Origin of the sequence: Enterobacter sp. RCC_40, assembly GCF_041360735.1 — a bacterium.
Classification (GTDB): Bacteria; Pseudomonadota; Gammaproteobacteria; order Enterobacterales; family Enterobacteriaceae; genus Enterobacter; species Enterobacter ludwigii.
Genome location: NZ_JBFUPR010000007.1, coordinates 171,601 through 197,872, shown reverse-complemented (window position 1 = coordinate 197,872; position 26,272 = coordinate 171,601). Strand labels below are relative to the sequence as shown.

General features: G+C 55.1%; 23 protein-coding genes. 15 read left to right on the top strand and 8 right to left on the bottom strand.

Annotation, left to right across the window (positions count from 1 at the left end):
* The first annotated feature begins 281 nt into the window (after positions 1-281).
* Positions 282-1,379, top strand: a complete 1,098-nt coding sequence (mltA, locus tag AB6731_RS20110; protein ID WP_025203349.1) for a murein transglycosylase A — start codon at positions 282-284, stop codon at positions 1,377-1,379.
* 76 nt (positions 1,380-1,455) lie between these two features.
* Positions 1,456-2,262, top strand: a complete 807-nt coding sequence (gene tcdA, locus AB6731_RS20105) for a tRNA cyclic N6-threonylcarbamoyladenosine(37) synthase TcdA (protein WP_032678882.1) — start codon at positions 1,456-1,458, stop codon at positions 2,260-2,262.
* Here tcdA and csdE read toward each other — a convergent pair.
* Both csdE and csdA read right to left on the bottom strand, forming a co-directional pair.
* A complete protein-coding gene (csdE, locus tag AB6731_RS20100) occupies positions 2,253-2,699 on the bottom strand; it encodes a cysteine desulfurase sulfur acceptor subunit CsdE (protein ID WP_371006721.1) in 447 nt (148 codons plus the stop codon). The two genes, tcdA and csdE, sit on opposite strands and share 10 nt — an antisense overlap.
* The gene (gene csdA, locus AB6731_RS20095; RefSeq protein WP_371006719.1) at positions 2,699-3,904 is read right to left on the bottom strand and encodes a cysteine desulfurase CsdA; all 1,206 of its coding nucleotides are present in this window, start codon (positions 3,902-3,904) and stop codon (positions 2,699-2,701) included. The genes csdE and csdA overlap by 1 nt, the downstream gene beginning before the upstream one ends.
* A 202-nt stretch (positions 3,905-4,106) precedes the next feature.
* Here csdA and AB6731_RS20090 point away from each other — a divergent pair, with 202 nt between their 5' ends.
* From AB6731_RS20090 to rlmM, 4 genes are all read left to right on the top strand, one after another.
* The gene (locus AB6731_RS20090; protein ID WP_003862759.1) at positions 4,107-4,334 is read left to right on the top strand and encodes a YgdI/YgdR family lipoprotein; all 228 of its coding nucleotides are present in this window, start codon (positions 4,107-4,109) and stop codon (positions 4,332-4,334) included.
* A gap of 349 nt (positions 4,335-4,683) precedes the next feature.
* A complete protein-coding gene (gcvA, locus tag AB6731_RS20085; RefSeq protein ID WP_014171433.1) occupies positions 4,684-5,601 on the top strand; it encodes a glycine cleavage system transcriptional regulator GcvA in 918 nt (305 codons plus the stop codon).
* Positions 5,602-5,640: 39 nt separating this feature from the next.
* Entirely contained in the window at positions 5,641-6,036 is a 396-nt protein-coding gene (locus tag AB6731_RS20080) for a DUF423 domain-containing protein (protein ID WP_008499646.1), read from the top strand.
* Positions 6,029-7,129 (top strand): 23S rRNA (cytidine(2498)-2'-O)-methyltransferase RlmM, encoded by a 1,101-nt coding sequence (rlmM, locus tag AB6731_RS20075; protein ID WP_025203351.1) that lies wholly within the window; start codon positions 6,029-6,031, stop codon positions 7,127-7,129. Before AB6731_RS20080 ends, rlmM begins: the two co-directional genes overlap by 8 nt.
* 57 nt (positions 7,130-7,186) lie before the next feature.
* Here the strand turns inward: rlmM and xni are convergent, their stop codons facing one another.
* The 5 genes from xni to queF all read right to left on the bottom strand — a co-directional run bounded on the left by xni (position 7,187) and on the right by queF (position 13,621).
* A complete protein-coding gene (xni, locus tag AB6731_RS20070; protein ID WP_014171431.1) occupies positions 7,187-7,942 on the bottom strand; it encodes a flap endonuclease Xni in 756 nt (251 codons plus the stop codon).
* A 112-nt stretch (positions 7,943-8,054) separates the two neighbouring features.
* Complete coding sequence (locus AB6731_RS20065) at positions 8,055-9,422, bottom strand: L-serine ammonia-lyase (RefSeq protein ID WP_020883793.1); 1,368 nt, start codon at positions 9,420-9,422, stop codon at positions 8,055-8,057.
* 65 nt (positions 9,423-9,487) lie between these two features.
* Positions 9,488-10,783, bottom strand: a complete 1,296-nt coding sequence (locus tag AB6731_RS20060; RefSeq protein WP_025203352.1) for an HAAAP family serine/threonine permease — start codon at positions 10,781-10,783, stop codon at positions 9,488-9,490.
* A 514-nt stretch (positions 10,784-11,297) separates the two neighbouring features.
* Complete coding sequence (gene ppnN, locus AB6731_RS20055) at positions 11,298-12,662, bottom strand: nucleotide 5'-monophosphate nucleosidase PpnN (protein ID WP_371006716.1); 1,365 nt, start codon at positions 12,660-12,662, stop codon at positions 11,298-11,300.
* Positions 12,663-12,778: 116 nt separating this feature from the next.
* Entirely contained in the window at positions 12,779-13,621 is an 843-nt protein-coding gene (gene queF, locus AB6731_RS20050) for an NADPH-dependent 7-cyano-7-deazaguanine reductase QueF (protein ID WP_371006714.1), read from the bottom strand.
* A 69-nt stretch (positions 13,622-13,690) separates the two neighbouring features.
* On the opposite strand from queF, the gene syd reads away from it, so the two are divergent.
* The 8 genes from syd (at position 13,691) to AB6731_RS20010 (ending at position 22,087) form a co-directional block, all read left to right on the top strand.
* Positions 13,691-14,236 (top strand): SecY-interacting protein, encoded by a 546-nt coding sequence (syd, locus tag AB6731_RS20045; RefSeq protein WP_040018897.1) that lies wholly within the window; start codon positions 13,691-13,693, stop codon positions 14,234-14,236.
* 630 nt (positions 14,237-14,866) lie between these two features.
* Positions 14,867-15,196, top strand: a complete 330-nt coding sequence (locus AB6731_RS20040; protein WP_032678877.1) for a YqcC family protein — start codon at positions 14,867-14,869, stop codon at positions 15,194-15,196.
* On the top strand, positions 15,193-15,978 hold the full coding sequence (gene truC / locus AB6731_RS20035) for a tRNA pseudouridine(65) synthase TruC (protein WP_040018898.1): 786 nt from the start codon (positions 15,193-15,195) through the stop codon (positions 15,976-15,978). The genes AB6731_RS20040 and truC overlap by 4 nt, the downstream gene beginning before the upstream one ends.
* A 15-nt stretch (positions 15,979-15,993) precedes the next feature.
* Complete coding sequence (locus tag AB6731_RS20030; RefSeq protein ID WP_014171421.1) at positions 15,994-16,443, top strand: flavodoxin; 450 nt, start codon at positions 15,994-15,996, stop codon at positions 16,441-16,443.
* Positions 16,444-16,815: 372 nt separating this feature from the next.
* The gene (locus AB6731_RS20025) at positions 16,816-18,171 is read left to right on the top strand and encodes an MFS transporter (RefSeq protein ID WP_040018899.1); all 1,356 of its coding nucleotides are present in this window, start codon (positions 16,816-16,818) and stop codon (positions 18,169-18,171) included.
* Positions 18,171-19,511, top strand: a complete 1,341-nt coding sequence (locus AB6731_RS20020; RefSeq protein WP_284942714.1) for an enolase C-terminal domain-like protein — start codon at positions 18,171-18,173, stop codon at positions 19,509-19,511. The genes AB6731_RS20025 and AB6731_RS20020 overlap by 1 nt, the downstream gene beginning before the upstream one ends.
* Positions 19,512-19,526: 15 nt before the next feature.
* Positions 19,527-20,864, top strand: a complete 1,338-nt coding sequence (gene gudD, locus AB6731_RS20015) for a glucarate dehydratase (RefSeq protein ID WP_371006711.1) — start codon at positions 19,527-19,529, stop codon at positions 20,862-20,864.
* 77 nt (positions 20,865-20,941) lie between these two features.
* Complete coding sequence (locus AB6731_RS20010; RefSeq protein ID WP_025203356.1) at positions 20,942-22,087, top strand: glycerate kinase; 1,146 nt, start codon at positions 20,942-20,944, stop codon at positions 22,085-22,087.
* A 46-nt stretch (positions 22,088-22,133) separates the two neighbouring features.
* On the opposite strand, the gene barA is transcribed toward AB6731_RS20010, so the two are convergent.
* The gene (barA, locus tag AB6731_RS20005; protein WP_032678874.1) at positions 22,134-24,893 is read right to left on the bottom strand and encodes a two-component sensor histidine kinase BarA; all 2,760 of its coding nucleotides are present in this window, start codon (positions 24,891-24,893) and stop codon (positions 22,134-22,136) included.
* Positions 24,894-24,950: 57 nt separating this feature from the next.
* On the opposite strand from barA, the gene rlmD reads away from it, so the two are divergent.
* Positions 24,951-26,249, top strand: coding sequence for a 23S rRNA (uracil(1939)-C(5))-methyltransferase RlmD (rlmD, locus tag AB6731_RS20000; RefSeq protein ID WP_121339782.1), 1,299 nt, complete (start codon positions 24,951-24,953; stop codon positions 26,247-26,249).
* Positions 26,250-26,272: the final 23 nt, after the last annotated feature.

Sequence of the window (26,272 nt, the reverse complement as noted above, 5' to 3'; positions counted from 1 at the left end):
GCGGGGGCCGGATTTGAACCGACGACCTTCGGGTTATGAGCCCGACGAGCTACCAGGCTGCTCCACCCCGCGTCCGTGGAAGCGCACTATACTCGGTTAGGTTTGTGATGCAACCCCTTTTTCACATAAATCATTAACTTTGTATGTAAATTGAACGGCGTTGCGATATTTGGACTATTTTTTGCTCAGAATTTGCCAAAGGGCATGTGATTCCGTTTCTTTAGAACAGTGGGTTTGTTATCTTCATCACGCGGTAATGGGCAACTTTAAGACGAGATATAATGAAAGGACGTTGGGCGAAGTATCTAATGACAGGGGCAATGGTAGCCATTCTTGCGGCCTGCTCTTCTAAACCGACCGATCGCGGTCAACAGTATAAAGACGGGAAGCTATCCCAGCCTTTCTCTTTAGTTAATCAACCTGATGCCGTTGGCGCACCGATCAACGCCGGAGACTTTTCCGAGCAGGTTTACCAGATCCGCAACGCGTCGCCACGTCTGTATGGCTCACAGAGCAGCGTTTATAACGCGGTACAGGACTGGCTACGCGCGGGCGGTGATACGCGCAATATGCGCCAGTTTGGTATCGACGCCTGGCAGATGGAAGGGGCGGATAACTATGGTAACGTCCAGTTTACCGGTTACTACACCCCGGTTATCCAGGCGCGACACACGCGTCAGGGCGAGTTCCAGTATCCCATTTACCGAATGCCGCCTAAACGCGGTCGTCTGCCGTCCCGCGCTGAGATCTACTCCGGTGCGCTGAGCGAAAACTACGTTCTGGCCTACAGCAACTCGCTGATGGACAACTTCATCATGGATGTTCAGGGCAGCGGCTATATCGACTTTGGCGATGGCTCCCCCCTGAACTTCTTTAGTTATTCCGGTAAAAACGGTCATGCCTATCGCAGCATTGGTAAAGTGCTGATCGACAGAGGCGAAGTGAAAAAAGAAGACATGTCGATGCAGGCGATCCGCGAGTGGGGTGAAAAACACAGCGAAGCCGAAGTGCGTGAGCTGCTGGAACAGAACCCGTCGTTTGTCTTCTTTAAACCGCAAAACTTTGCGCCAGTGAAAGGGGCGAGTGCCGTTCCACTGATTGGCCGCGCCTCGGTAGCTTCGGATCGTTCTATTATTCCTGCGGGCACCACGCTGCTGGCGGAAGTGCCTCTGCTGGATAACAACGGCAAATTTAACGGTCAGTACGAGCTACGTCTGATGGTCGCGCTGGATGTCGGCGGTGCGATTAAAGGTCAGCACTTCGATATTTATCAGGGCATTGGCCCGGATGCGGGGCACCGTGCAGGCTGGTATAACCACTATGGGCGCGTATGGGTGCTCAAGGCAGCCCCTGGCAGCGGTAACGTATTCAGCGGCTGATTGTGGTATTCTGAGTCGTACTGAATTAACAGAGAAGGGTGAGGAATAACCTCACCCTTTTGACATCTGAGGTTTTATGTCTGTAGTAATCAGCGATGCCTGGCGTCAGCGTTTTGGCGGCACGGCACGTCTATATGGTGAAAAAGCCCTGCAGCTGTTTGCGGATGCGCATGTCTGCGTCGTGGGGATTGGCGGTGTTGGCTCCTGGGCGGCGGAAGCGCTGGCGAGAACCGGCATTGGCGCGATCACGCTGATTGATATGGATGACGTTTGCGTCACCAACACCAACCGTCAAATCCATGCCCTGCGCGATAACGTCGGGCTGGCGAAATCTGAGGTGATGGCGGAGCGTATTCGCCTGATTAACCCGGAATGCCGCGTGACGGTGATCGATGACTTTGTGACGGCAGATAACGTCGCCGAATACATGAGTAAAGGCTACAGCTATGTCATCGACGCTATCGACAGCGTGCGTCCAAAAGCGGCGTTGATTGCCTACTGTCGACGTTACAAGGTTCCTCTGGTTACCACCGGGGGGGCTGGCGGGCAAATCGATCCCACGCAGATTCAGGTGGCCGATTTGGCAAAGACGATTCAGGACCCGCTGGCGGCCAAGCTGCGCGAGCGCTTAAAAAGCGATTTTAACGTCGTGAAAAACAGCAAAGGCAAGCTGGGCATTGACTGCGTCTTTTCGACGGAAGCCCTGGTCTACCCGCAGGCTGACGGTTCGGTGTGTGCGATGAAAAGCACGGCGGAAGGGCCAAAAAGGATGGATTGTGCCTCAGGCTTTGGCGCGGCCACCATGGTGACCGCCTCTTTCGGCTTTGTAGCCGTCTCTCACGCCCTGAAGAAAATGATGGCGAAGGCGGAACGTCAGGCCTGAGCCTGACGCGCGGCATCCTGTACCGCCTCACTGAGTGCGACCAGGCCCTGACCGCGCGAGGCGCTGAGCTGCGCCCGTAGCCCCAGTTCATCGAACAATGCCAGCGGCGAGTGCGTCAGCAGCTCCGCCGCGCTTTTCCCTTCCACGGCGGTTAACAGTACCGCCAGCAGCCCGCGAACGATACGTCCTTCGCTGTCGCCAAAGAAATGCAGTTTTTCACCGGATACCGTGCATCCCAGCCAGACGCGGTTCTCGCAGCCGGAAATCTCTTTCGCCTGCGCTTTGCGTTCGTCTGACAGCGCCGGCAACTGCTTGCCGAGCAGGATCAGCTGGCGATATTTGTCTTCCCATTGCAATAGCGGGGCGAAAGTCTGTTTTAAGGTCTCTTCTATGATAACCGTGCCAAACGGATGTTCGGCTAACGCTGAACTCGTCATTAATCCACCAGTATTTCAAGGGCGCGGTCAACGGCATCAACCAGCGCATCCACATCGCTTTGCGTATTATACGGCGCAAACGATGCACGCAGCGTACCGCTAACACCCAGTGCGGCCAGTAATGGTTGCGCGCAGTGCTGGCCGGCACGCAGGGCAATGCCATACCCGGCAAGCAGCGTAACCATATCGCTATGATGAACGCCGGCAAAATCAAAGGCCAGCAGGCTTGAGTCCTGCACGCGGAACGATCGAAAACCCGGACGTTTCTGCAGCGCTTCTTCTGCAAGCGTCGCCAGACCCCGGCTCCAGCGTTCTGCCTGAGCGATATCCGTTTCAGCCAGCCATTCAAGCGCGGCACTCAGGCCGATGACGCCTGCGACGTTCGGCGTTCCGGCTTCCAGACGGTAAGGGACATCCTGAGTTTTAAAGCCCTCAAAGGTCACCTCGGTGATCATTTTGCCTCCCCCAAGCCACGGCGTCATTTGCGCCAGCAGGGTCGGTTTTCCGTACAGCACCCCGATCCCGGTTGGGCTATACAGCTTATGTCCTGAGAAGGCATAAAAATCAATATCCAGCTTTTGTACATCAGCGGGGAAATGCACCACGCCCTGGGCACCGTCGACCATCACCACCATGTCGTTAGCGTGGGCCACGTCGATGGCCAGAGCCAGATCCGGGCAACCCCCTGTGACGTTCGACATTTGTCCAAGTGCCAGAATGCGGCTGCGGGGGGTAATGAACTCAGATAAGCGTGCTACGTCTGGCAGAAGATCTGCACCCAGCGGCAGTTTCACAATGCGCGCGCCCGTTTGCTCAGCCACCATCAGCCATGGAACCAGGTTGGCGTGATGTTCTGCCTCGCTGACAATAATTTCATCGCCGGGCTTTAGCCGCGGGCGCGCATAGCACTGGGCCACCATGTTAATGGCTTCAGTTGTGCCTCGCGTCCAGACGATGTTTTTCCCGCTTTCGGCGTTGATCAGGCGTGCGACCTGATCGCGTGCGGCTTCATAGCGCGCGGTTAATCGCTGTGCTTCGGCAAACTGGCTACGGTGCACGTTCCCGGCGCTCAGGCTGTAGAACTGCTGCGTCGCTTCAATGACTGCCTGAGGCTTAAGGGCGGTGGCAGCGCTATCAAGGTAAATACCGGCATCGGCCAGCGCCGGGAACTGTGCGCGAAACTGCGCGGGACTGAAAGCGTTCATGGAATTCCTCATCTCAATAGTGAGATCGTCGCGCAATTTCATCGGCAGGGCAAGGAGGTTGATATCTATCAGATTTGTCTGCTAATCCTTACTTATCCTGGCGACTCTGAAAAAGCAGGTTATGCTAAATAAGGTTAGGTGAATGTTTAAGCCTGTTATAAATCGATGTTTGAATAGCATTAATTGCTAAAGGAGAATAAGCATGAAAAAGACAGCCGCCATTATCTCTGCCTGTGCGTTGACCTTTGCCCTGAGCGCCTGTTCCGGTAACAACTACGTAATGCATACTAACGATGGCCGTTCTATCGTCTCTGAAGGGAAACCGACAACCGATAACGACACCGGTATGATTTCGTATAAAGATGCGAACGGGAATAAGCAGCAGATTAATCGCACTGACGTGAAGGAAATGAAAGAAATCGAGCATTAATCGATCGCAGGCGAAAAAAAAGCACCGCAAATTGGCGGTGCTACATTAATCACTATGGACAGACAGGGTAAATGTACAGGAAGTGAAAAATTGGTAGCGTTGCTACCGTGGTCTGAATCGCAGACCAATTGCAAACACAACAACACAACATCACAACCGTAAGCCAAAAGCCCTTCAGAACACGCATTCCGAAAAAAGCTCTTCGTTCCGGCTCAGGAAGTGCCGCCACTATAGGTATTTGCTGGTAGTTCCTCAACGGACAAATTATAATGGCTCAGATAAAAAAAACTAATAGGTTAAACATTGTTTCCTGTTTGTTAAATCTCGTTAACATCTAAGCCAGATAACCATGTCGAAGCGATTGCCACCCCTAAATGCATTACGTGTTTTTGATGCAGCAGCACGTCACCTGAGTTTCACGCGCGCAGCCGATGAGCTTTTTGTGACACAGGCCGCAGTAAGTCACCAAATCAAGTCTCTGGAGGATTTCCTGGGCCTTAAGCTGTTCCGTCGGCGCAACCGTTCATTACTGTTGACCGAAGAGGGGCAGAGCTATTTTCAGGATATTAAAGAGATTTTTTCCCAGCTCACGGAAGCCACGCGCAAGCTGCAGGCCCGCAGTGCAAAAGGCGCGCTGACGGTAAGTTTATTACCCAGTTTTGCCATTCAGTGGCTGGTGCCAAGACTCACAAGCTTTAACTCAGCTTATCCGGGAATCGACGTTCGAATCCAGGCGGTGGACCGTCAGGAAGACAAGCTGGCCGATGATGTGGACGTCGCCATTTTTTATGGCCGCGGTAACTGGCCAGGCTTGCGTGTGGAAAAATTATACGCAGAATATCTGCTGCCGGTCTGTTCACCGCTGCTCTTAACGGGCGAAAAGGCGCTGAAGACCCCCGCTGACCTGGCGCGACATACGCTTTTACATGATGCTTCTCGCCGTGACTGGCAAACTTATACCCGTCAATTAGGTCTTAATCATATAAACGTGCAGCAGGGCCCCATTTTTAGCCACAGCGCAATGGTGTTACAGGCTGCCATTCACGGGCAAGGCGTGGCGTTGGCGAATAACGTCATGGCGCAGTCCGAAATTGAGGCAGGCCGTCTGGTTTGTCCATTTAATGATGTGCTGGTCAGCAAGAACGCGTTTTATCTGGTTTGTCATGACAGTCAGGCAGAACTGGGTAAAATAGCCGCTTTCCGACAGTGGATTCTGGCGAAAGCGGCGAGTGAGCAAGAAAAATTCCGCTTCAGGTATGAACAGTAACTTTTGTGTGCCGGGCACGCATCACTTTAGGATTTAAACATGACCAGCCGATTCATGCTGATTTTTGCCGCGGTGAGTGGCTTTATTTTTGTTGCACTGGGCGCCTTTGGCGCACATGTATTAAGCAAGTCGTTGGGGGCGGTAGAAATGGGCTGGATCCAGACCGGCCTTGAATACCAGGCATTCCACACGCTGGCGATTTTTGGGCTGGCGGTGGCAATGCAGCGCCGCATCAGCATCTGGTTTTACTGGAGCAGCGTATTCCTGGCGTTAGGCACCGTGTTGTTCAGCGGTAGTCTGTACTGCCTGGCGCTTTCGCATTTACGCCTGTGGGCGTTTGTTACACCTGTCGGCGGCGTCAGCTTCCTGGCAGGTTGGGTATTAATGTTTATCGGAGCTATCCGTCTGAAACGCAAGGGCGTTGTTCATGAATAAGGTTGTTTTATATTGTCGCCCGGGGTTTGAGAAAGAGTGCGCCGCGGAAATTACTGATAAAGCGGCGAAGCGCGAAGTCTTTGGCTTTGCACGCGTTAAAGATAATGCCGGCTACGTCGTATTCGAGTGCTATCAGCCTGAGGATGCGGATAAACTCGCGCGTGAGTTGCCGTTCAGCTCACTGATCTTCGCTCGCCAGATGTTTGTCGCCGGTGAACTGTTAAAAGATCTTCCGCCGGAAGACCGCATCACGCCGGTTGTGGGTATGCTGCAGGGCGTCGTGGAAAAGGGTGGCGAGCTGCGTGTTGAAGTCGCGGACACCAACGAAAGCAAAGAGCTGATGAAGTTCTGCCGTAAGTTCACCGTACCGCTGCGCGCTGCACTGCGTGACGCAGGCGTGCTGACAAACTACGAAACGCCAAAACGTCCGGTGGTGCATATATTCTTTATCGCCCCCGGCTGCTGTTACACGGGTTACTCCTACACCAATAACAACTCTCCCTTCTTCATGGGCATTCCGCGGCTGAAATTCCCTTCAGATGCGCCAAGCCGTTCGACCCTGAAGCTGGAAGAGGCGTTCCACGTGTTTATCCCGGCGGATGAGTGGGATGAGCGTCTGGCGAACGGCATGTACGCGGTCGATCTCGGCGCGTGTCCGGGCGGCTGGACCTATCAACTGGTGAAACGCAACATGTGGGTCTCTTCGGTTGATAACGGCCCGATGGCCCAGAGCCTGATGGATACCGGACAGGTCACCTGGCTGCGTGAAGATGGTTTCCGCTATCGTCCCACCCGCAACAACATCTCCTGGATGGTGTGCGATATGGTTGAGAAGCCAGCAAAAGTGGCCGCGCTGATGGCCTCCTGGCTGGTGAACGGCTGGTGCCGTGAGACTATCTTTAACCTCAAGCTACCGATGAAAAAGCGCTATGAGGAAGTCTCGCAAAACCTGGCCTATATCCAGGCGCAAATGGATGAGCACGGCATTAACGTGGAGATTCAGGCGCGCCAGCTGTATCACGACCGCGAAGAAGTGACGGTGCACATTCGTCGCTGGTGGGCTGCTGTTGGCGGACGTCGCGACGAGCGATAATACGCGTTACATTGCCCGGTGGCGTTTTGCTTGCCGGGCGATTCATCTGAAAACGATTTAACGTTCTAAGCGCAACTGCTGCAAGTTCCCGTCCAGCTGTAAATCCGTCTGTAACGTCGCCACATCCCGGCAGATAAAGGCCATCTCTTTATGCGCCTCCAGCTTCTTGCGCCATTTTTCCGGGACCTCGTCCAGCCTGGCGTAAATCCCTTCCAGACTCTGAAAATCCGTCAGCAGTTGGGCGGCACTCTTCGGCCCGATGCCTGCCACTCCCGGAACCTTCGAGCTGCTTATTCCGGCCAGTCCCCAGTAGTCAGGAAGTTGTTCCGGCGAGACGCCAAACTCACTGGCGATAAAAGGGGCATCAAGCCAGCGCTTCTGGAAGTAATCGCGGATGCGGACGGTGGGTGAAAGCAGCTGGCAGTAGCCTTTATCGGTTGAGACGATGGTGGCCTGATGTCCGGCGCTCGCGACCTTGACGGCTAACGTGGCGGCCAGATCATCGGCTTCATTGCCATGGGCTCCCCAGCAGGGAACGCCGCGCTGTTCAAAGGCGGCGCGAATGGCCGGCATTTCGGCATGCAGATCGTCAGGCATTGGTGCGCGCCCGGCCTTATAGTCGGGAAGGCGCTGGTGTCGCCAGCCGCTGTTACGCGCTTCGTCATCAAAAACGGCAACCACATGGGTCGGTTCGCTATGGCGGATAAGTTGCTCCAGCGCGTGCAGACACGTGTCCTTACAGGGCGTACCTTGCACCGCATGGATCCGGCGAATGAGGTTGAGCGCATCGACGATAAGCAAATGAACAGCCACAGATAATCTCCCTTCTGTTTAATGGGGGAAGGGTAACATTGTCAGCGGTGGGAAACTATGTGCGGTGGGGAAAACAGGAAGAAGCCTCGCAAAACGAGGCTTCCTGAAAGGCTTAATCGCAGGTCACGATCTTCATCGCCAGGCCGCCGCGAGATGTTTCGCGGTATTTGGCGTTCATATCTTTACCTGTTTCGTACATGGTTTCGATAACTTTATCGAGGCAAACGCGCGGTTCACTGGTCCGACGCAGCGCCATACGTGCGGCGTTGACCGCCTTCACGGAGGCGATGGCGTTACGCTCGATGCAAGGCACCTGTACCTGTCCGGCAACCGGGTCGCAGGTCAGTCCCAGGTTATGTTCCATGCCGATTTCAGCCGCAATACAGACCTGTGTCGGGCTTGCGCCCAGCAGTTCTGCCAGACCCGCCGCAGCCATGGAGCAGGCGACCCCAACTTCACCCTGACAGCCTACTTCTGCACCGGAAATGGAGGCGTTCATCTTGTACAGTGAACCAATCGCACTGGCGACCAGCAGGTAGCGTGCCAGCGAGTTCGCGTTCACTTCGCGGATAAACTTGTCGTAGTACGCCAGTACCGCCGGAACGATACCGCAGGCGCCGTTAGTCGGTGCTGTCACCACGCGGCCACCCGCAGCGTTCTCTTCGTTTACCGCCAGCGCGAACATATTGATCCAGTCAACGACCGCCATAGGGTCCGTGGTCGTTTTGTCGGTGCTCACGAGCATCCGACGCAGCGCTGCCGCACGGCGTGGTACGCGAAGCTTACCGGGCAGAACGCCTTCGGTAGTGATCCCGCGTTCGATACCGCCGCGCATGACTTCCCAGACGCTGGTGAAGTGCTGCTCCAGTTCCGCTTTGCTGTGCAGGGCCAGCTCGTTTTTCATCATCAGGCCGGAAAGGGAGAGACCCGTTTCCTGGCAGTGACGCTGAAGATCCGCCGCGGTTTTGTACGGATAAGGCACGTCAACTGAAGATGTGCTGGTTTCACCAAAGTGGTCTTCGTCGACGATAAACCCGCCGCCGATAGAGTAGTAAGTCTGGCTGTATACCGCTTTGTCGCCTGCCAGTGCGGTAATACGCATTCCGTTTTCGTGCAGTGACAGGTTGTCTGCATGGAAATTCATGCAATGATCAACCGGGAATTCCACTTCATGTTCGCCATTTGCCAGCAGCAGGCGACCGTGGGTATTGACGTCCTGGATGAAACCAGGGATCGCATCAATATCAACGGTATCCGGCAGGTTTCCTGCCAGGCCCATGATAATGGCGATATCGGTATGGTGGCCCTTACCTGTCAGGGAGAGAGAGCCGTACACATCGACAACCACGCGGGTTACGTCGTGCAAAATGCCGCGCGCAATCAAGTCATCCGTGAACTGCTTACCGGCTTTCATTGGTCCGACGGTGTGAGAGCTGGAAGGACCAATACCGATTTTGAAAATATCGAATACGCTAATCATGATGCGTCCATTGCTTTCAGTCAGAGGGGGAGGAGTGCGCCGTCCTGAGACGGCGCGGGTGATAATCAGAACATGGTGTACAGGGAGTAGAAGATTGCGGAGATAGCGATAAGCCCCATGATAACCACGAAGATATTGCTCATCTGACCGCTGTACTTGCGCATGGCAGGTACTTTCTGAATCGCGTACATCGGCATCAGGAACAGAATCATCGCGATAACCGGGCCGCCCAGGGTTTCAATCATGCCCAGGATGCTTGGGTTCAGCGTGGCAACTGCCCAGGTGGTGACCAGCATGAACAGCGCGGTCATCTTGTTCAGTTTGTTGACTTCAATGCTCTTGCCTTTACCGCGCAGAGATTTAATCACCATACCGTTGAAGCCTTCACGTGCGCCCAGGTAGTGGCCGAGGAAGGATTTGGTAATGGCGATGATCGCGATGATAGGTGCCATCCACGCGATGACCGGTGCGTTAAAGTGGTTCGCCAGGTAAGACAGAATGGTGATGTTCTGCTCTTTCGCTGCCGCCAGATCCGCCGGGGAGAGGCTCAGTACACAGCTGAAGACGAAGAACATAACGGTCAGCACCATCATGATGTGCGCACGCGCCAGGATGCTGGAGCACTTCTTCTCTGCACCGTCGCCGTACTCTTCACGCTTCGCCACGGCGAAGGAGGAGATGATCGGTGAGTGGTTAAAGGAGAATACCATCACCGGGATCGCCAGCCACAGGGTCATCAGCAGGCCGTTACCGGTCGCAGATGCGCTGCTCAGGGAGAGCGTTTCCAGCGCGGCACCGTGCCACTGTGGAATCAGATACAGCGCCAGTACCATCAGTGCAGCCACAAACGGGAACACCAGGATGCTCATCGCTTTCACGATCATCTGCTCACCGAAACGGACAATGGTCATCATGCCCACAATCAGGATCAGAGACAGAATGGCACGCGGTGGTGGCGTCATGTGCAGCTGGTGCAGCATGAAGCTTTCAACGGTGTTAGTGATTGCAACGCTGTAAACCAGCAAAATAGGGTAAATCGCGAAGAAGTAGAGCAGGGTAATCAGTTTACCTGCGCCCACGCCGAAATGTTCTTCAACGACTTCAGTAATGTCTTCGCCAGGATTTTTACCGGACAGCACGAAGCGGGTCAGGCCGCGGTGCGCAAAGTAGGTCATCGGGAAGGCAATGATAGCCATGATGATCAGCGGAATCAGACCGCCGACGCCTGCGTTAATAGGAAGGAACAATACACCAGCGCCGATAGCTGTGCCGTAAAGGCCAAGCATCCACATGGTATCTGATTTGCGCCAACCACTTCGGGATTCAATCGAAGCAACGGTGCTGGTTTGAGTGGTTTCCATCTGTATCTCCTGGAGGAAGCAAATTGTCAGGTTTGTAGTCAAATCCGATGAAAAAGTGCCTGACGGTAATATGAAATTCGTTCAGTGACGGTTTTTTAATAATTTTCGCCCGTAACTATTGGCGGGCGGAAAGATACATTCTCGTTATGAATCTATCAGTGATCCCGATCCCAATTGCAATAATCCACTTTTGATGTGGGCATCTTTAGACCATTTATCTATTAAAAAAACATCGAATAGGATTTACGGGCGCGAAGGCTACCATCAACAACATGTGAGCTAAAAGAGCACCCGCGAAGATAGGTGTCTTACGCTGTAAAGAAATGGGTTTTTAGGATTTTCTGGCAGGTAATTTAGTTTAAAGCTGATAATTTACGGTTGTAAAAACGAGGTAATCGTTTGCGTGGCGTCAGAGTTTGTAAAAGGTATAAGCAATATCTATGAGTTGTTTCGGTAATAAAAAAGCCGGGCCCCACAGCATCGTGGCCCGACTTTTATCAGGAGAGTGAAAATGTTACGTGGAGATTTCGTAGCAAGGAATGTACGCTGACCCGGGTAGCTTCATGCGGTGCTGGGCAACAAAGCCCTGCAGCATGTCATCCATGCGGCGCATCATTTCGCGATCGCCATGAATCTTATACGGACCATACTTCTCGATAGCTCGGATGCCCATCTCTTTCACGTTACCCGCCACGATGCCGGAGAAGGCGCGTCGCAGGTCGGCAGCCAGGACTTCTACCGGCTGGTCCGGGTACAGTTTCAGGTTGGCCATGTTTTCGTGCGAGGGTTCGAACGGGATCTGCAGGTCCGGCGCGATGCGGATTGACCAGTTAAAGCTGTAGGCATCTCCGGTGTCGCGACGGTTCTCTTTAACCAGCGGCATCGCTTTTTTCATCTGACGCGCCACTTCTGCCGCATCGTCAATGATGATGCGATAGTGACGACGCGCGGTTTCCCCCAGCGTATGCACGATAAACTCGTCCAGTACGCGGAAGTAGTCAGCGCTCTCTTTCGGCCCGGTCAGGATCAACGGCAGAACCTGATCTTTGTTAGCCGGGTTCATCAGAATACCCAGCAGGTAGAGCAGCTCTTCTGCGGTTCCCACGCCGCCCGGGAAGATGATTATCCCGTGGGCGATACGGACAAACGCCTCAAGGCGTTTCTCGATATCCGGCATAATAATCAGTTCGTTAACCAGCGGGTTAGGTGGCTCAGCGGCGATGATCGACGGCTCGGTCATGCCGATAAAGCGCCCTTCCTTATAACGCTGCTGAGCGTGTCCCACTGCCGCGCCTTTCATTGGCGCTTCCATCGCCCCGGGACCACAGCCGGTACAGATATTCAGCTCACGCAGGCCGAGCTGGTTTCCTACCCGACGGGCATAGAGATATTCGGTTTCGTTAATCGAGTGACCACCCCAGCAGACGACCATATTAGGGGCTTCGCCCACGTGCAGGGCGCGTGCGTTACGTAAAATGGAGAACACCAGATTGGTGATATGTACCGAGCTTTCCAGGTCGAGATGCTGGAAGCGGCCTGCGTTGTGGATCTGCCCGTTAACAAACAGGATGTCACGCAGCACGGCAAACAGGTTGGCCTGAAGGGAGCGAATGATGCGCCCGTCCACAAAGGCCTCTTCCGGCGGGTTGATCACTTCAAGTTTCACGCCACGCTCGCGGCGCAGCACGTTGATATCAAAGCTTTCGAAGCGGGACAGCAGCTCTTTACTGTTGTCGGTCAGGCTTCCGGAGTTCAGTACGGCAAGTGAACAGTTACGAAACAATTGATAAAGATCGCTGCTGGCCGTGCGTTTAAGCATGTCCACTTCCAGCTGCGACAACATATCCATTGAGCCAAGAGGGCTAATATGTGTAATCAAGTGAGCTCCTTACGGGACGATTATCGTCTTTCCCTGCTGATTACAATAGCCCTGGCTTACGACGTTTCACAACCTAAAGCGCGGAATAGACCGCGCATATTGCGAAAATATTTAGGTTACTGGCGTACAAGACGGCCGGTGGCAGGCACAAAGTCCGTGTTGGTGCGCCATGGATTGATATCCAGACCACCACGGCGGGTGTAGCGCGCATAAACGCTTAACGTTTCGGGATGACAGAAACGCTGAATATCATTAAAGATGCGCTCCACGCACTGCTCGTGGAATTCGTTGTGATGGCGGAACGACACCAGGTAGCGCAGCAGTTTTTCCCGGTCAATCTTCGGACCGCGATACTGGATCTGCACGGAGCCCCAGTCCGGCTGATGGGTGATCAGGCAGTTGGATTTCAGTAAATGACTTACCAGCGTCTCTTCAACGGTCTTTCCGCTTGCCGCATTTTCGAGGTAATCGGTACTGAATTCGTAATTATCCACTGCGATATCCTGATCGTCGATGCAGGTGCCGTTGAAGTGGACAACCGGCTGCCCTTCCAGCTCATTCAGACGATAGAGTGACACGCTCACCTTGCCCTGTGCACAGGCGCTTAAATCCCGCTCCAGGGTATGCTGAACCTCTTCCTGACTGTCGAATTTGGTCTGGTTAAAGCTGTTGAGATAGAGCTTAAAGCTTTTGGATTCCACCAGGTTCTGGCTGGCATAATCCAGTTCAACATGGCCCACTGCGACCTGCGGCAGACCGCGGGCGTTGAGCCAGGAAAGCTCGTAGAGCGTCCAGATATCACCGCCAACAAACGGCAGCGCGTCAGCGCGCAGGCCCAGAGGATCGCGATTCAGACTGCGCGGTACGCCCTGCAGCAGGCTTGCATCGTAGGTGTCGCGGTAATCGGTCGATTTACCCAGCGTTAAGCCCGTTAACGCCTGATGATTTTCGTAAGACATGTTTCATAGCCACTTTACAGGTACACTTATGGGCTGAGTTTATCCTGTCTTACAAGAAGAGAGAAATCGGTGGACATCGAAACTGCAAATGCCCTCACTGCCTTCACGACCCGCTATTGCGATGCATGGCATGAAACGCACGGCACATGGCCGCAAAGCACTGACTTATATGGTGTACCTTCGCCGTGTATTATCTCTTCTCCGGATGATTACGTTATCTGGCAACCGCAATCCCCGACGGGTGAGCAAAATGTAAATGCGGTTGAACGGGCAATGGACATTGTGGTACAACCAGCGGTTCACGCGTTTTATACCACGCAATTTGCAGGGGATATGCCTGCGCGATTTGCTGATATCACGCTGACGCTGTTGCAGACCTGGAGTGAAGACGATCTGCAGCGTGTTCAGGAAAACCTGATTGGTCATCTGGTCACGCAAAAACGCCTTAAGCTTTCTCCGACGCTCTTTATTGCCACGCTGGACAGTGAACTGGACGTTATCTCAGTCTGCAACCTGTCTGGTGAAGTGGTTAAAGAGACCATCGGTACCCGCAATCGCGAGACTCTCGCCCCCTCACTTGCGGAATTCCTCACCCGACTTGAGCCACTTCTGTAATCCACGATGCTATCGCACGTGTGAGAGATCTCTTACAGAGTTGTGAGAGATCGCTGGATCATTCAGTATTGCCTTATTTAATTAAGATTAACATTACTCTATTTTTCAATATGTTAATGAGGTGTCGCCGCGTCCAGGGGGGCACGGGACGGCTTACAGCGCTGCCAGCATGGGTTGTAAGACGAAGCAGAATAGCGGATTCTAGTTGTGTCGACAGGATGCCGACACGAGAAACGAACATCAGGATGATGGCGTTTCTCACCAGGAACACGTCAGGATGACGCTGCAGGAAGGCTTCAGGATGAAGCAAAAGGATCGCGCAGGATGCGTAAGGGACACCTCCAGGAAGGGAGAATGAGAGCCGGTCAGGATGGTCGGTGGGTCAGGATGGCCAGGACGTTTCAGGATGAAACAAACACATCAGGACGATGTGAGCAGGATGCATAAGGTGAAGGATGACCAGGCCTTCGGGCTTCAGGAAAAGTTGTCACGGATGAGCAGGGAGCACGAATTGTAGCTGGATTGCTGCGGAACGAACCGGGAGCACTGTTTTTACAGTGCTCCCTTTTTTTATTTCTGCCTCCTGCAATGCTATGCTTCGCGCCGTTCACTTTTTCAGTTGAGGTTACTATGACGCAACACGATAGCGTTCGTGCCCGGTTGCACGCCATCGAGGCATTATTGCGCCAACATCAGCTGTGGCAGGAGACCGCGCCGCAGCCAGAAGCCTTCGCAAGCACTCAGCCGTTCTGTCTGGATACGCTGGCACCGTTCGAATGGCTCCAGTGGGTATTAATTCCGCGCATGCACGCGCTGCTCGACGGCGGCCACCCGCTGCCGCAGGCGTTCGCTGTTGCGCCTTATTATGAAATGGCGCTGGACGCGACCCACCCTGCGCGCGATGTCATGCTGATTGAGCTGGAAAAGCTGGATGCTGTGTTTGCCGGTGAAGATGCATGACGCTTGAGATCCTCTATCAGGATGAGTGGCTGGTCGCGGTAAACAAACCGTCTGGCTGGCTGGTGCACCGAAGCTGGCTGGACCGCGATGAAAAAGTGGTGGTGATGCAAACCGTGCGCGACCAGATTGGTCAGCACGTCTTTACGGCTCATCGTCTCGACAGGCCAACCTCCGGTGTGTTGCTGATGGGGCTTTCCAGCGAAGCGGGCCGCCTGCTGTCGCAGCAGTTTGAACAGCACCAGATCCAGAAACGCTACCACGCGATCGTTCGTGGCTGGCTGACGGAGAGCGCCACGCTCGATTATCCGCTGGTGGAAGAGCTGGACAAGATTGCCGATAAATTTGCCCGCGATGACAAAGGCCCGCAGCCTGCCGTGACGGATTACCGCGGCATGGCGACCACGGAAATGCCGGTGGCAACCAGCAAGTTTCCGACCACCCGCTACAGTCTGGTTGAGCTGTTGCCCAAAACCGGGCGCAAACACCAGCTCCGCCGTCACCTGAAACACCTGCGTCATCCGATTATCGGTGACAGCAAGCACGGCGATTTGCGCCAGAACCGCAGTGCTGCCGAACATTTTGGCTGCGACCGCCTGATGCTGCATGCCAGTGAACTGAGCCTGACGCACCCGTTTACCGGCGAACCGCTGACTCTCCATGCGGGGCTGGACAACGTCTGGATGCAGGCGCTGTCACAGTTTGGCTGGCTGGGGCAACTCCCCGAAAATGAAAGGGTTGAGTTTGTATCGGGCAACGTTCAGGATGAACAGCACGCGCAATAATCAAGGAAATACATCATGGCTGAAGTGGGCATTTTTGTCGGCACAATGTACGGCAACTCGCTGCTGGTAGCAGAAGAGGCTGAGGCGATACTCGCAGGTCAGGGCCATAAAGCCACGGTCTATGAAGACCCGGAACTGGCAGACTGGGAAAAGTACAAAGATAAATACATTCTGGTGGTTACCTCCACTACCGGGCAGGGCGATCTGCCGGACAGCATCGTGCCGCTTTTCCAGGCAATCAAGGATCAGCTTGGCTATCAGCCGGATGTTCACTACGGCATCATTGCTCTGGGCGACAGTTCTTACGCCAATTTCTGCGGCGGTGGTAAGCAGTTCGATGCGCTTTTGCAGGAACAGAGCGCGCAACGCGTCGGTGAGATGCTGCTGATTGATGCCGGTGAACACCCTGAGCCAGAGAGTGAATCGAACCCGTGGGTTGAACACTGGGCAACGCTGCTTAAATAACCCTCTGGCCGGGCAGCCCTTCGCATACCCGGGCCCCCGCGCCCACGTGGCGCGAGCGCAAACACAAAACGGTAACGTCGGTTACCGTTTTGCTTTTCTCCCGCCTTCCGGCGAATTCCGTGAACTACCTTCCACTGCTTTGGGCTTATGCCCCAAACAACTTCTCATTGACCCCTCAATGTTGTGTTCATGCACGGTGAGGGACAGAGGCACTTCTCCCTATACTTTTCCGGTCAGTCATCAAAAAGGCAGTGCGCACTATAAAACGGCATCAAGCCGTACCAAAACTGCCAAATACTAACCCTCATTCTGGTTACCCTACCGGTGCTGTACAGAATGAACTGGCGAGAGCCTGGATTCAGGAGTGCAACAATGAGTACATTAAGCCACGCGGCGAGCAGCGCTGAGAAGCGCACAAATGCGCGCTACTGGATAGTGGTGATGCTGTTTATCGTCACATCCTTTAACTATGGTGACCGTGCCACGCTGTCGATTGCCGGTTCTGAAATGGCAAAAGACATCGGTCTTGATCCGGTTGGCATGGGCTACGTTTTCTCCGCATTTTCATGGGCCTACGTTATCGGCCAAATTCCTGGCGGCTGGCTGCTTGATCGTTTTGGCTCCAAACGCGTCTATTTCTGGTCCATCTTCATCTGGTCGGCATTTACCCTGTTGCAGGGCTTCGTCGATGTGTTCAACGGATTTGGCATCATTGTTGCGCTCTTCACCCTGCGCTTCCTGGTGGGCTTAGCCGAAGCACCTTCCTTCCCCGGTAACAGCCGTATTGTGGCTGCGTGGTTCCCGGCGCAGGAGAGGGGAACGGCGGTAGCAATTTTTAACTCTGCGCAATACTTTGCGACGGTGATCTTTGCCCCCATTATGGGCTGGCTGACGCATGAAGTGGGCTGGTCACATGTCTTCTTCTTTATGGGTGGTCTTGGGATCATCATTAGCTTCGTCTGGCTGAAAGTGATCCACGAACCGAACCAGCATCCCGGCGTGAATAAAAAAGAGCTGGAGTACATTGCTGAAGGCGGGGCGCTGATCAACATGGATCTGAAATCGGCAAAAGCAAAAGTGCCGTTCAGTCAGAAATGGGCGCAGATCAAACAGCTCGTCGGCTCGCGCATGATGATCGGCATCTATCTGGGCCAGTATTGCATTAACGCCTTAACCTACTTCTTCATCACCTGGTTCCCGGTTTACCTGGTGCAGGCGCGCGGGATGTCGATCCTGAAAGCGGGCTTTGTGGCGTCAGTCCCGGCTATCTGCGGTTTTGTAGGAGGCGTGCTGGGGGGCGTGATTTCCGACTGGCTGATGCGTCGTACAGGCTCTTTGAATATCGCGCGTAAAACGCCGATTGTGCTCGGCATGCTGCTCTCCATGACCATGGTGTTCTGTAACTACGTCAGCGCTGAGTGGATGATTATTGGCTTTATGGCGATGGCCTTCTTCGGTAAAGGGATCGGTGCCCTCGGCTGGGCGGTCATGGCGGATACCGCACCGAAAGAGATCAGCGGCCTGAGCGGTGGACTGTTCAACATGTTTGGCAACATCTCCGGGATTGTGACCCCCATTGCCATCGGCTACATCGTGGGAACCACCGGCTCCTTCAACGGCGCGCTGATTTACGTTGGCGTACACGCGCTGGTGGCGGTCCTGAGCTACCTGGTTCTGGTGGGTGATATCAAGCGCGTGGAACTTAAACCTGTAGTGGAGCGCGGCTGATGACGACTCAATCAAGCCCGGTGATTACCGACATGAAGGTCATACCGGTGGCCGGACAGGACAGTATGCTGCTCAACATCGGTGGCGCACATAACGCCTGGTTTACCCGTAATATCGTGGTGCTGACGGACTCCGCGGGCCACACCGGCGTTGGGGAAGCGCCGGGTGGCGAGGTTATCCACCAGACGCTGGTAGACGCCATTCCGCTGGTCGTCGGGAAGGAGGTCGCTCGCCTCAATAACGTGGTGCAGCGGGTGCATAAGGGCAATCAGTCGGCAGACTTTGACACGTTCGGTAAAGGCGCCTGGACGTTCGAACTGCGCGTCAACGCTGTCGCCGCGCTGGAGGCTGCGCTGCTTGATTTACTGGGTAAGGCGCTGAAGGTCCCGGTCTGCGAACTGCTGGGGCCAGGAAAACAGCGCGACGCGGTGACGGTGCTCGGTTATCTGTTTTACGTTGGCGATCGCAACAAAACCGACCTGCCTTATCTGGCGCATTCCCCTGGCGACCACGAGTGGTATCACCTGCGTCACCAGGAGGCGCTTTCCGGTGAGGCGGTGGTTCGGCTGGCGGAAGCCGCGCAGGATCGCTACGGATTTAAAGATTTCAAGCTGAAAGGCGGCGTATTGCCCGGCGAGCAGGAGATTGAAACTGCCCGCGTGCTCAAAAAACGCTTCCCGGATGCGCGCATCACGGTGGATCCGAACGGTGCATGGCTACTGGATGAGGCCATTGCCTTATGCAAAGGGCTGGACGACGTGTTGACCTACGCGGAGGACCCATGCGGGGCCGAGCAGGGCTTCTCCGGTCGTGAAGTGATGGCGGAATTCCGGCGTGCCACCGGTCTACCGGTAGCCACCAATATGATCGCCACCAACTGGCGTGAAATGGGCCACGCGGTGATGCTGAACGCGGTCGATATTCCGCTGGCGGACCCGCATTTCTGGACACTCTCAGGTGCCGTTCGCGTCGCACAGCTCTGCGACGACTGGGGACTGACCTGGGGTTGTCACTCCAACAACCATTTCGACATTTCGCTGGCGATGTTTACGCACGTTGGCGCGGCGGCTCCGGGCAACCCGACCGCCATTGATACCCACTGGATTTGGCAGGAGGGAGAAGCCCGCCTGACGAAAGAACCGCTGGTAATCAAAAATGGCAAGATTGCCGTACCAGATGCACCGGGGCTGGGCGTTGAGCTTGACTGGGATCAGGTTCATCACGCACATGAGGCGTATAAAAAACTGCCAGGCGGCGCGCGTAACGACGCGGGGCCGATGCAGTACCTGATCCCCGGCTGGACATTTGATCGTAAGCGCCCTGTTTTTGGACGTCACTGATAAAAGGATTGAACGATGAGTACTTTTACTACCCCTGTAGTCACTTCCATGCAGATCATTCCGGTCGCCGGCCATGACAGCATGTTGATGAACTTGAGCGGAGCGCATGCGCCGTTTTTCACCCGCAATATTGTCATTATCAACGATAACTCCGGGCATACCGGCGTGGGTGAAATCCCCGGTGGTGAGAAGATCCGCAAAACGCTGGAAGAGGCCGCTCCGCTGGTGGTGGGAAAAACGCTGGGCGAATATAAAAATATCCTCAATACCGTGAGAAGCACCTTCGCTGACCGTGATGCCGGCGGTCGTGGCCTGCAAACCTTCGACCTGCGAACCACCATTCACGTGGTCACCGGTATCGAAGCCGCGATGCTGGATCTGCTGGGCCAACACCTGGGCGTTAACGTTGCGTCGCTGCTGGGCGAAGGCCAGCAGCACAGTGAAGTGGAAATGCTGGGCTATCTGTTCTTCGTTGGCGACCGCACGCTGACGCCGCTGCCGTACCAGAACCAGGCGGATGAAAAATGTGACTGGTACCGACTCCGCCACGAAGACGCGATGACCCCGGATGCGGTGGTGCGCCTGGCGGAAGCCGCGTACGAAAAATATGGCTTTAACGATTTCAAACTGAAGGGCGGCGTGCTTGCGGGTGAACAGGAGGCGGAAGCCATTACCGCACTGGCAAAACGTTTCCCGCAGGCGCGCGTCACGCTCGACCCGAACGGTGCCTGGTCTCTGGATGAAGCTATCCGCATTGGTAAACAACTGAAAGGCGTGCTGGCGTACGCGGAAGATCCGTGCGGGGCTGAGCAGGGCTTCTCGGGCCGTGAAGTGATGGCGGAATTCCGTCGCGCCACCGGTTTACCCACCGCGACCAATATGATTGCCACCGACTGGCGTCAGATGGGGCACACCCTGTCGTTACAGTCTGTCGATATTCCGCTGGCAGACCCCCACTTCTGGACGATGCAGGGGTCGGTGCGTGTGGCACAGATGTGTCATGAATTTGGCCTGACCTGGGGCTCGCACTCCAATAACCACTTTGATGTCTCGCTGGCGATGTTCACCCACGTGGCCGCTGCCGCACCGGGCACGATCACCGCTATCGATACCCACTGGATCTGGCAGGAAGGAAATCAGCGTCTGACCAGAGAGCCGTTTGAGATCAAAGGAGGCATGGTGCAGGTGCCAACCACGCCGGGTCTGGGCATTGAGCTGGATATGGATCAGGTGATGAAAGCCCACGAGCTGTATCAAAAACATGGTCTGGGGGCACGCGACGATGCGATGGCCATGCAATATTTGATACCTGACTGGAAATTCGACAATAAACGTCCGTGCATGGTACGATAAACGCATTGGGACCGCTCCCATGAGCGGTCGTTTACGTGGTGTATGCTTAACGTAATGACTATGCGTAAGGATGGCTTATGAAGATTGTTATCGCACCGGATTCGTATAAGGAAAGCCTGAGTGCCCTTGAGGTAGCCACCGCGATTGAGCAGGGTTTTCGCGAGATTTTCCCCGCGGCTGACTTTGTGAAATTGCCGGTCGCCGATGGTGGAGAAGGTACCGTAGAAGCTATGGTGGCGGCGACGCAGGGGCGCATTGTCCATGCCTCTGTCTCAGGCCCGCTGGGTGAGCCTGTGGACGGGTTCTATGGCATCTCCGGTGACGAACAGAGCGCGTTTATTGAAATGGCGGCGGCAAGCGGTCTGGAGCTGGTCGCGCCTTCGCAACGCAATCCCCTTCTTACCACCTCCTGGGGGACCGGCGAGCTTATCCGGCACGCGCTGGATGCGGGCGTTAAGCATATTATTATTGGTATTGGCGGCAGTGCCACCAATGACGGCGGTGCCGGCATGGTGCAGGCGCTGGGGGTAAAGCTGCTGGATACCAACGAGCAGCCCCTTGGACAGGGGGGCGGCGAGCTGGCAAAACTGGCCCGTATCGACCTGAGCGGGCTGGATAACCGTCTGGCGGAGTGCCGGATTGAAGTCGCCTGTGACGTCACTAATCCGCTCACCGGCGACGAAGGGGCATCCGCGGTCTTTGGCCCGCAAAAAGGCGCCACGCCGGAGATGATTGTGACCCTGGATAATGCCCTGGCGCATTACGCGCAGGTCATTGCCCGGGATCTGGATATCGACGTCATCAACCTTGCCGGCGGCGGTGCGGCGGGTGGGATGGGGGCGGCACTCTACGCTTTCTGCGGTGCGCAGCTTCGTCAGGGGATTGAGATTGTCACCGATGCGCTGCATCTGGCAGAACAGGTGGCTAACGCCGATCTGGTGATTACGGGAGAAGGGCGCATCGACAGTCAGACGATCCACGGCAAAGTGCCGGTGGGCGTCGCGAAGGTGGCTAAACGCTTTAATAAACCGGTCATCGGTATTGCGGGTAGCCTGACGGCGGATGTCGGGGTGGTACATAATCACGGCATCGACGCGGTATTCAGCGTGATTTATACCATCTGTTCGCTGGAGGACGCGCTGGAAAATGCCAGCGACAATGTGCGGATGGCCGCACGCAATATCGCTGCAGTGCTGAAAGTGGGGCAGGCGTTCAGGCTCTGAACGGCGGGCAATCCTGTTTGCCCTCTCCCGGCGGGAGAGGGCAACGCTAGTTACCTAACACCTTCATGGCTTCCCGCGTCACATTATCCATCTCGTCCAGCAGCTCCAGAAATTCCGGTTCAAGATCTGTTTCCGGCGTGCCCGCGCGAAGCTGTTGCTCAAGCAGCTGGCAGAGATTCTTCAGCCGCGGCACACCGCTGTAGCCGCAGCTACCGTGCAGCTTATGAATGGCTTCCAGCAGATCTTCCGGGTTTTCACCCACCAGCTGCTCTTCGACCTTATTACGAATTTCCGGCAGAAACGCGACCAGCATTTGCAGCATGTCGCGGGCCAAATCAGGCTTACCCGCCGCCTGGCGCAGCGCAAGCTGCCAGTCAAAGGTGGCGTTTTGATTGACGCTGATTTCCACCGGTTCGGACGATACCGTGTACGTTCCGCCGATATGCCCCGGCTTATAGCGTAACAGCAGGCTATGCAGCTTCTCTTCGTCGATAGGTTTGGCCAGATAATCATTCATTCCGGCGCTCAGCAGCTTCTCTTTCTGACCGGCCATCGCGTGGGCGGTGACCGCAATCACTGGCGTTTGCTGCTGATGCGGGAGCTGACGGATCAGCTCGCAGGCACGAATGCCATCCATGCCGGGCATCTGAATATCCATCAGAATTAAATCGAACTGCATCTGTTTCGCATGCTCAACCGCCTGCGCACCGCTGGTACACAGCTCTACGTGCTGAACCTGATCTTCAAGCAACACGCCAATCAGCTTCAGGTTGGCCGGATTATCATCCACCGCCATTACGCTCATCGGCAATTTTTGTTCATCGTCAATCAGCGGCAGGGCGTGCTGGCTCAGACGACAGTATTCCGTCAGTGCTGGCAGCAGGCGGGTCGCGGTAAGTGGCTTAAGCAGGCAGGCGGCGGCCCCGTCATTTTTTAACTCTTCTGCATTGATCTGGGCATGACACGGCAGGGCCAGCAGCAGGTAGTCGGTCATCGATGCGGCTTTCGCCAGCCGTTCCTGTTGCATGGTGAGCTCGCCGGTAAAGGTGACCGGGACCCCCAACAGCAGGATGTCGTAATGCTCCACGGCAAGCGCTGAGAAGGTAGGGCTGTAGATCACCTCCAGCGGCGTGGTGCTTAAGATATCAAGCGTACACTGCGCCGCTGCGGCGTTCGGCTCAACGTAGGCAAGGCGCATTCCTTTCAGGCAATTGGTTACCGGACCGTCGGTCAACACGTTCGGGTTAAGGTCCAGATTGATATGGAACCAGAACGTGGAGCCCCGGTTTGGCTGGCTGTGGAAAGAGATATCTCCCCCCATCTCCTTAACCAGTTTCTGTGTGATAACCAGACCCAGCCCCGTGCCGCCATGACGTCTGGAAATACTTGCATCGGCCTGACGAAACGCCTGGAACAGACGGGACTGATCCCGCTCCGGAATACCGATGCCGGTATCGCGGATCTGAACTTCAATCTGAACCTTGTTATTACTGATGGAGCGCTTTTCCACCAGAATATCAATGTTGCCGCTTTCGGTGAATTTGATGGCGTTACCGACAAGGTTTGTAATCACCTGCTGCAGGCGCAGCGGGTCGCCAATGACGTTATCCGGCACGTCATTTTTAATGTTGAGCGTCAGCTCCAGGCCTTTATCGTGCGACGAGTGTGCGAGCAGCGTCACCACTTCATCGAGCGTGCTGCGCAGCGGGAATGGGATGCTCTCCAGGATCAGCTTACCGGCCTCCAGCTTGGAGAAGTCCAGCACGTCGTTAATGATCGCCAGCAGGTTGTTGGCCGAGCGCTCAATGGTGTGCAGATGATCGCGCTGGGTTGGGTTCAGCTCGCTTTTTAGCGTCAGACGGGTAAAGCCAATCACGCCATTGAGCGGCGTACGCAGCTCGTGGGACATATTCGCGAGGAACTCGGATTTGATACGTGCGGCTTCTTGCGCGCGTTTTTTCGCCAGATCCAGCTCAACGTTCTGAATCTCCATCTGCTCCAGGGTTTCGCGCAGGTCAGAGGTCGCCTGGTCGACGTTGTGCTGCATCTCTTCGTGATACGCTGCCAGCGACATCGCCATCGAGTTAATGCCGTTTTTGAGCATATCGAGCTCGCCCAGCATAAACCCTTCCACCCGGCTGTCGAGCTGGCCCCGGCGAATGCGGTCGACGGTGTTAACCATGTTGCGAATGGGCCCCGTCACGTCACGCATCAGGCGCCAGCCGAAGATAAGTGCAATCCCGATACAGAACAGCATCATAACGCCGGAGATGAAAATTTCTTTGTACTGCTGCAGACGCACCGACTTGAGATCCAGCTCCAGCGCCACATATCCGAGCATATTGTCGCTGGATTTGGCGTCAGACTGGGCGGATTCATCGGGTGAATAGCTTTCCGAAATAATCGGGGTGCGCAGGATCATGATATCGCCGCGTCGCAGCACGGTGAGGTGGCGCGGGAAGGGCGTACCGTCAGGAATTTTCAGGGCCGCTGGATCCAGATGAAAATTCGAGGTGACAAAGAGGCGGTTATGCTCGTCGTAAACGGAGATGGCACGCACGATATCCGAATGACGGCGGTGCAGCACGCTGATTAACTGACCTATCGATTCGCGGTTTTGCAGGTTCATCCCATACTCACTGGAGACGGCCAGCGGTTCGATAATGCTGGCACCGGCATCTTCCAGTTGCCGCTGCAAATCGTTATAGCGGTGCACCACAAAAAAGATACTCAGCAGCAAACCGATGAGAACGGTGGGGGCGAGGATCAAAATCATCATGCGCGCGCGCAGGCTGTAGTTGGTCATGGCGTTCCGTTATGGGACAATTAGGATAATTATGTTTATGTGAGAAAAATCTCGGCGATGGCGCAATTCTACTCTGCAAAGCGACGCGTGACGACGCGTCAGATCATAACTGTTGAAGCCACTGACCTCGATCCCTTTGGCCAGGGGGTTGCGCGTCATAATGGTAAGACACTGTTTATAACAGGTTTACTGCCAACAGAACGAGCAGAAATTACGCTGACGGAAGATAAACGCCAGTTTGCACGCGGGCAGGTTAAGCAGCGTCATAACGATAGCCCGGACCGCGTGAAGCCTCGCTGCCCGCATTTTGGCGTCTGCGGTGGCTGCCAGCAACAGCATGTCAGCACAGAATTACAGCAAAAAAGTAAAAGCAGCGCCCTGGCCCGCCTGCTTAAGCACGACGTCAACGAGATCATCGCCGACCAGCCCTGGGGCTATCGTCGTCGCGCGCGTTTGAGCCTGAACTATCAGCCAAAAACTGAGCGGCTGGAGATGGGGTTTCGCAAAGCCAGCTCCAGCGATATCGTCGATATCAGGCAGTGCCCCATTTTGGTGCCCCGTCTTGAAGCATTGCTTCCTGACGTGCACGCCTGCCTCTGCGGACTGGACGGCGTTCGTCACCTCGGGCACGTCGAACTGGTCATGGCCAACAATGGCCCGCTGATGGTGCTGCGCCACACCGCGCCGCTGTCGACAAAAGATCGCGAAAAACTGGAACGCTTTTCGCATTCCCACGAGCTGGCGCTTTTCCTTGCCCCCCAAAGCGAGATACTTGAGCAACTGACAGGCGAAGCGCCCTGGTATGCGTCAAACGGGCTACGCTTAACGTTCAGCCCGCGCGATTTCATTCAGGTAAATGATGGCGTCAATCAGCAAATGATTGAGAAAGCGCTGATATGGCTGGATGTGCAGAAGAGCGATCGGGTACTTGACCTGTTCTGCGGAATGGGCAATTTCACGCTGCCTTTGGCCCGGCAGGCGGCAAGCGTTGTGGGTGTCGAAGGCGTTGAGGCGCTGGTGGCTAAAGGGCAGGAGAACGCACGACAGAACGGCTTGCAAAATGTGACATTCTTTCACCAAAATCTTGAGGAAGATGTGACACAGCAGCCGTGGGCGACGCAGGGGTTTGACAAAATTCTTCTCGACCCGGCGCGCGCAGGTGCGCCGGGTGTAATGCAACATATAATTAAACTCGCGCCCAGGCGCGTGGTCTATGTTTCCTGTAACCCGGCAACGCTTGCCCGAGACAGTGAGGCATTAATCCGTGCGGGTTACCAGATTCAGCGTCTGGCAATGCTGGACATGTTCCCGCACACTGGGCATCTGGAATCGATGGTGTTGTTTGAGCACATCTAATTAGTTTGGCTTGTCGACTTCGA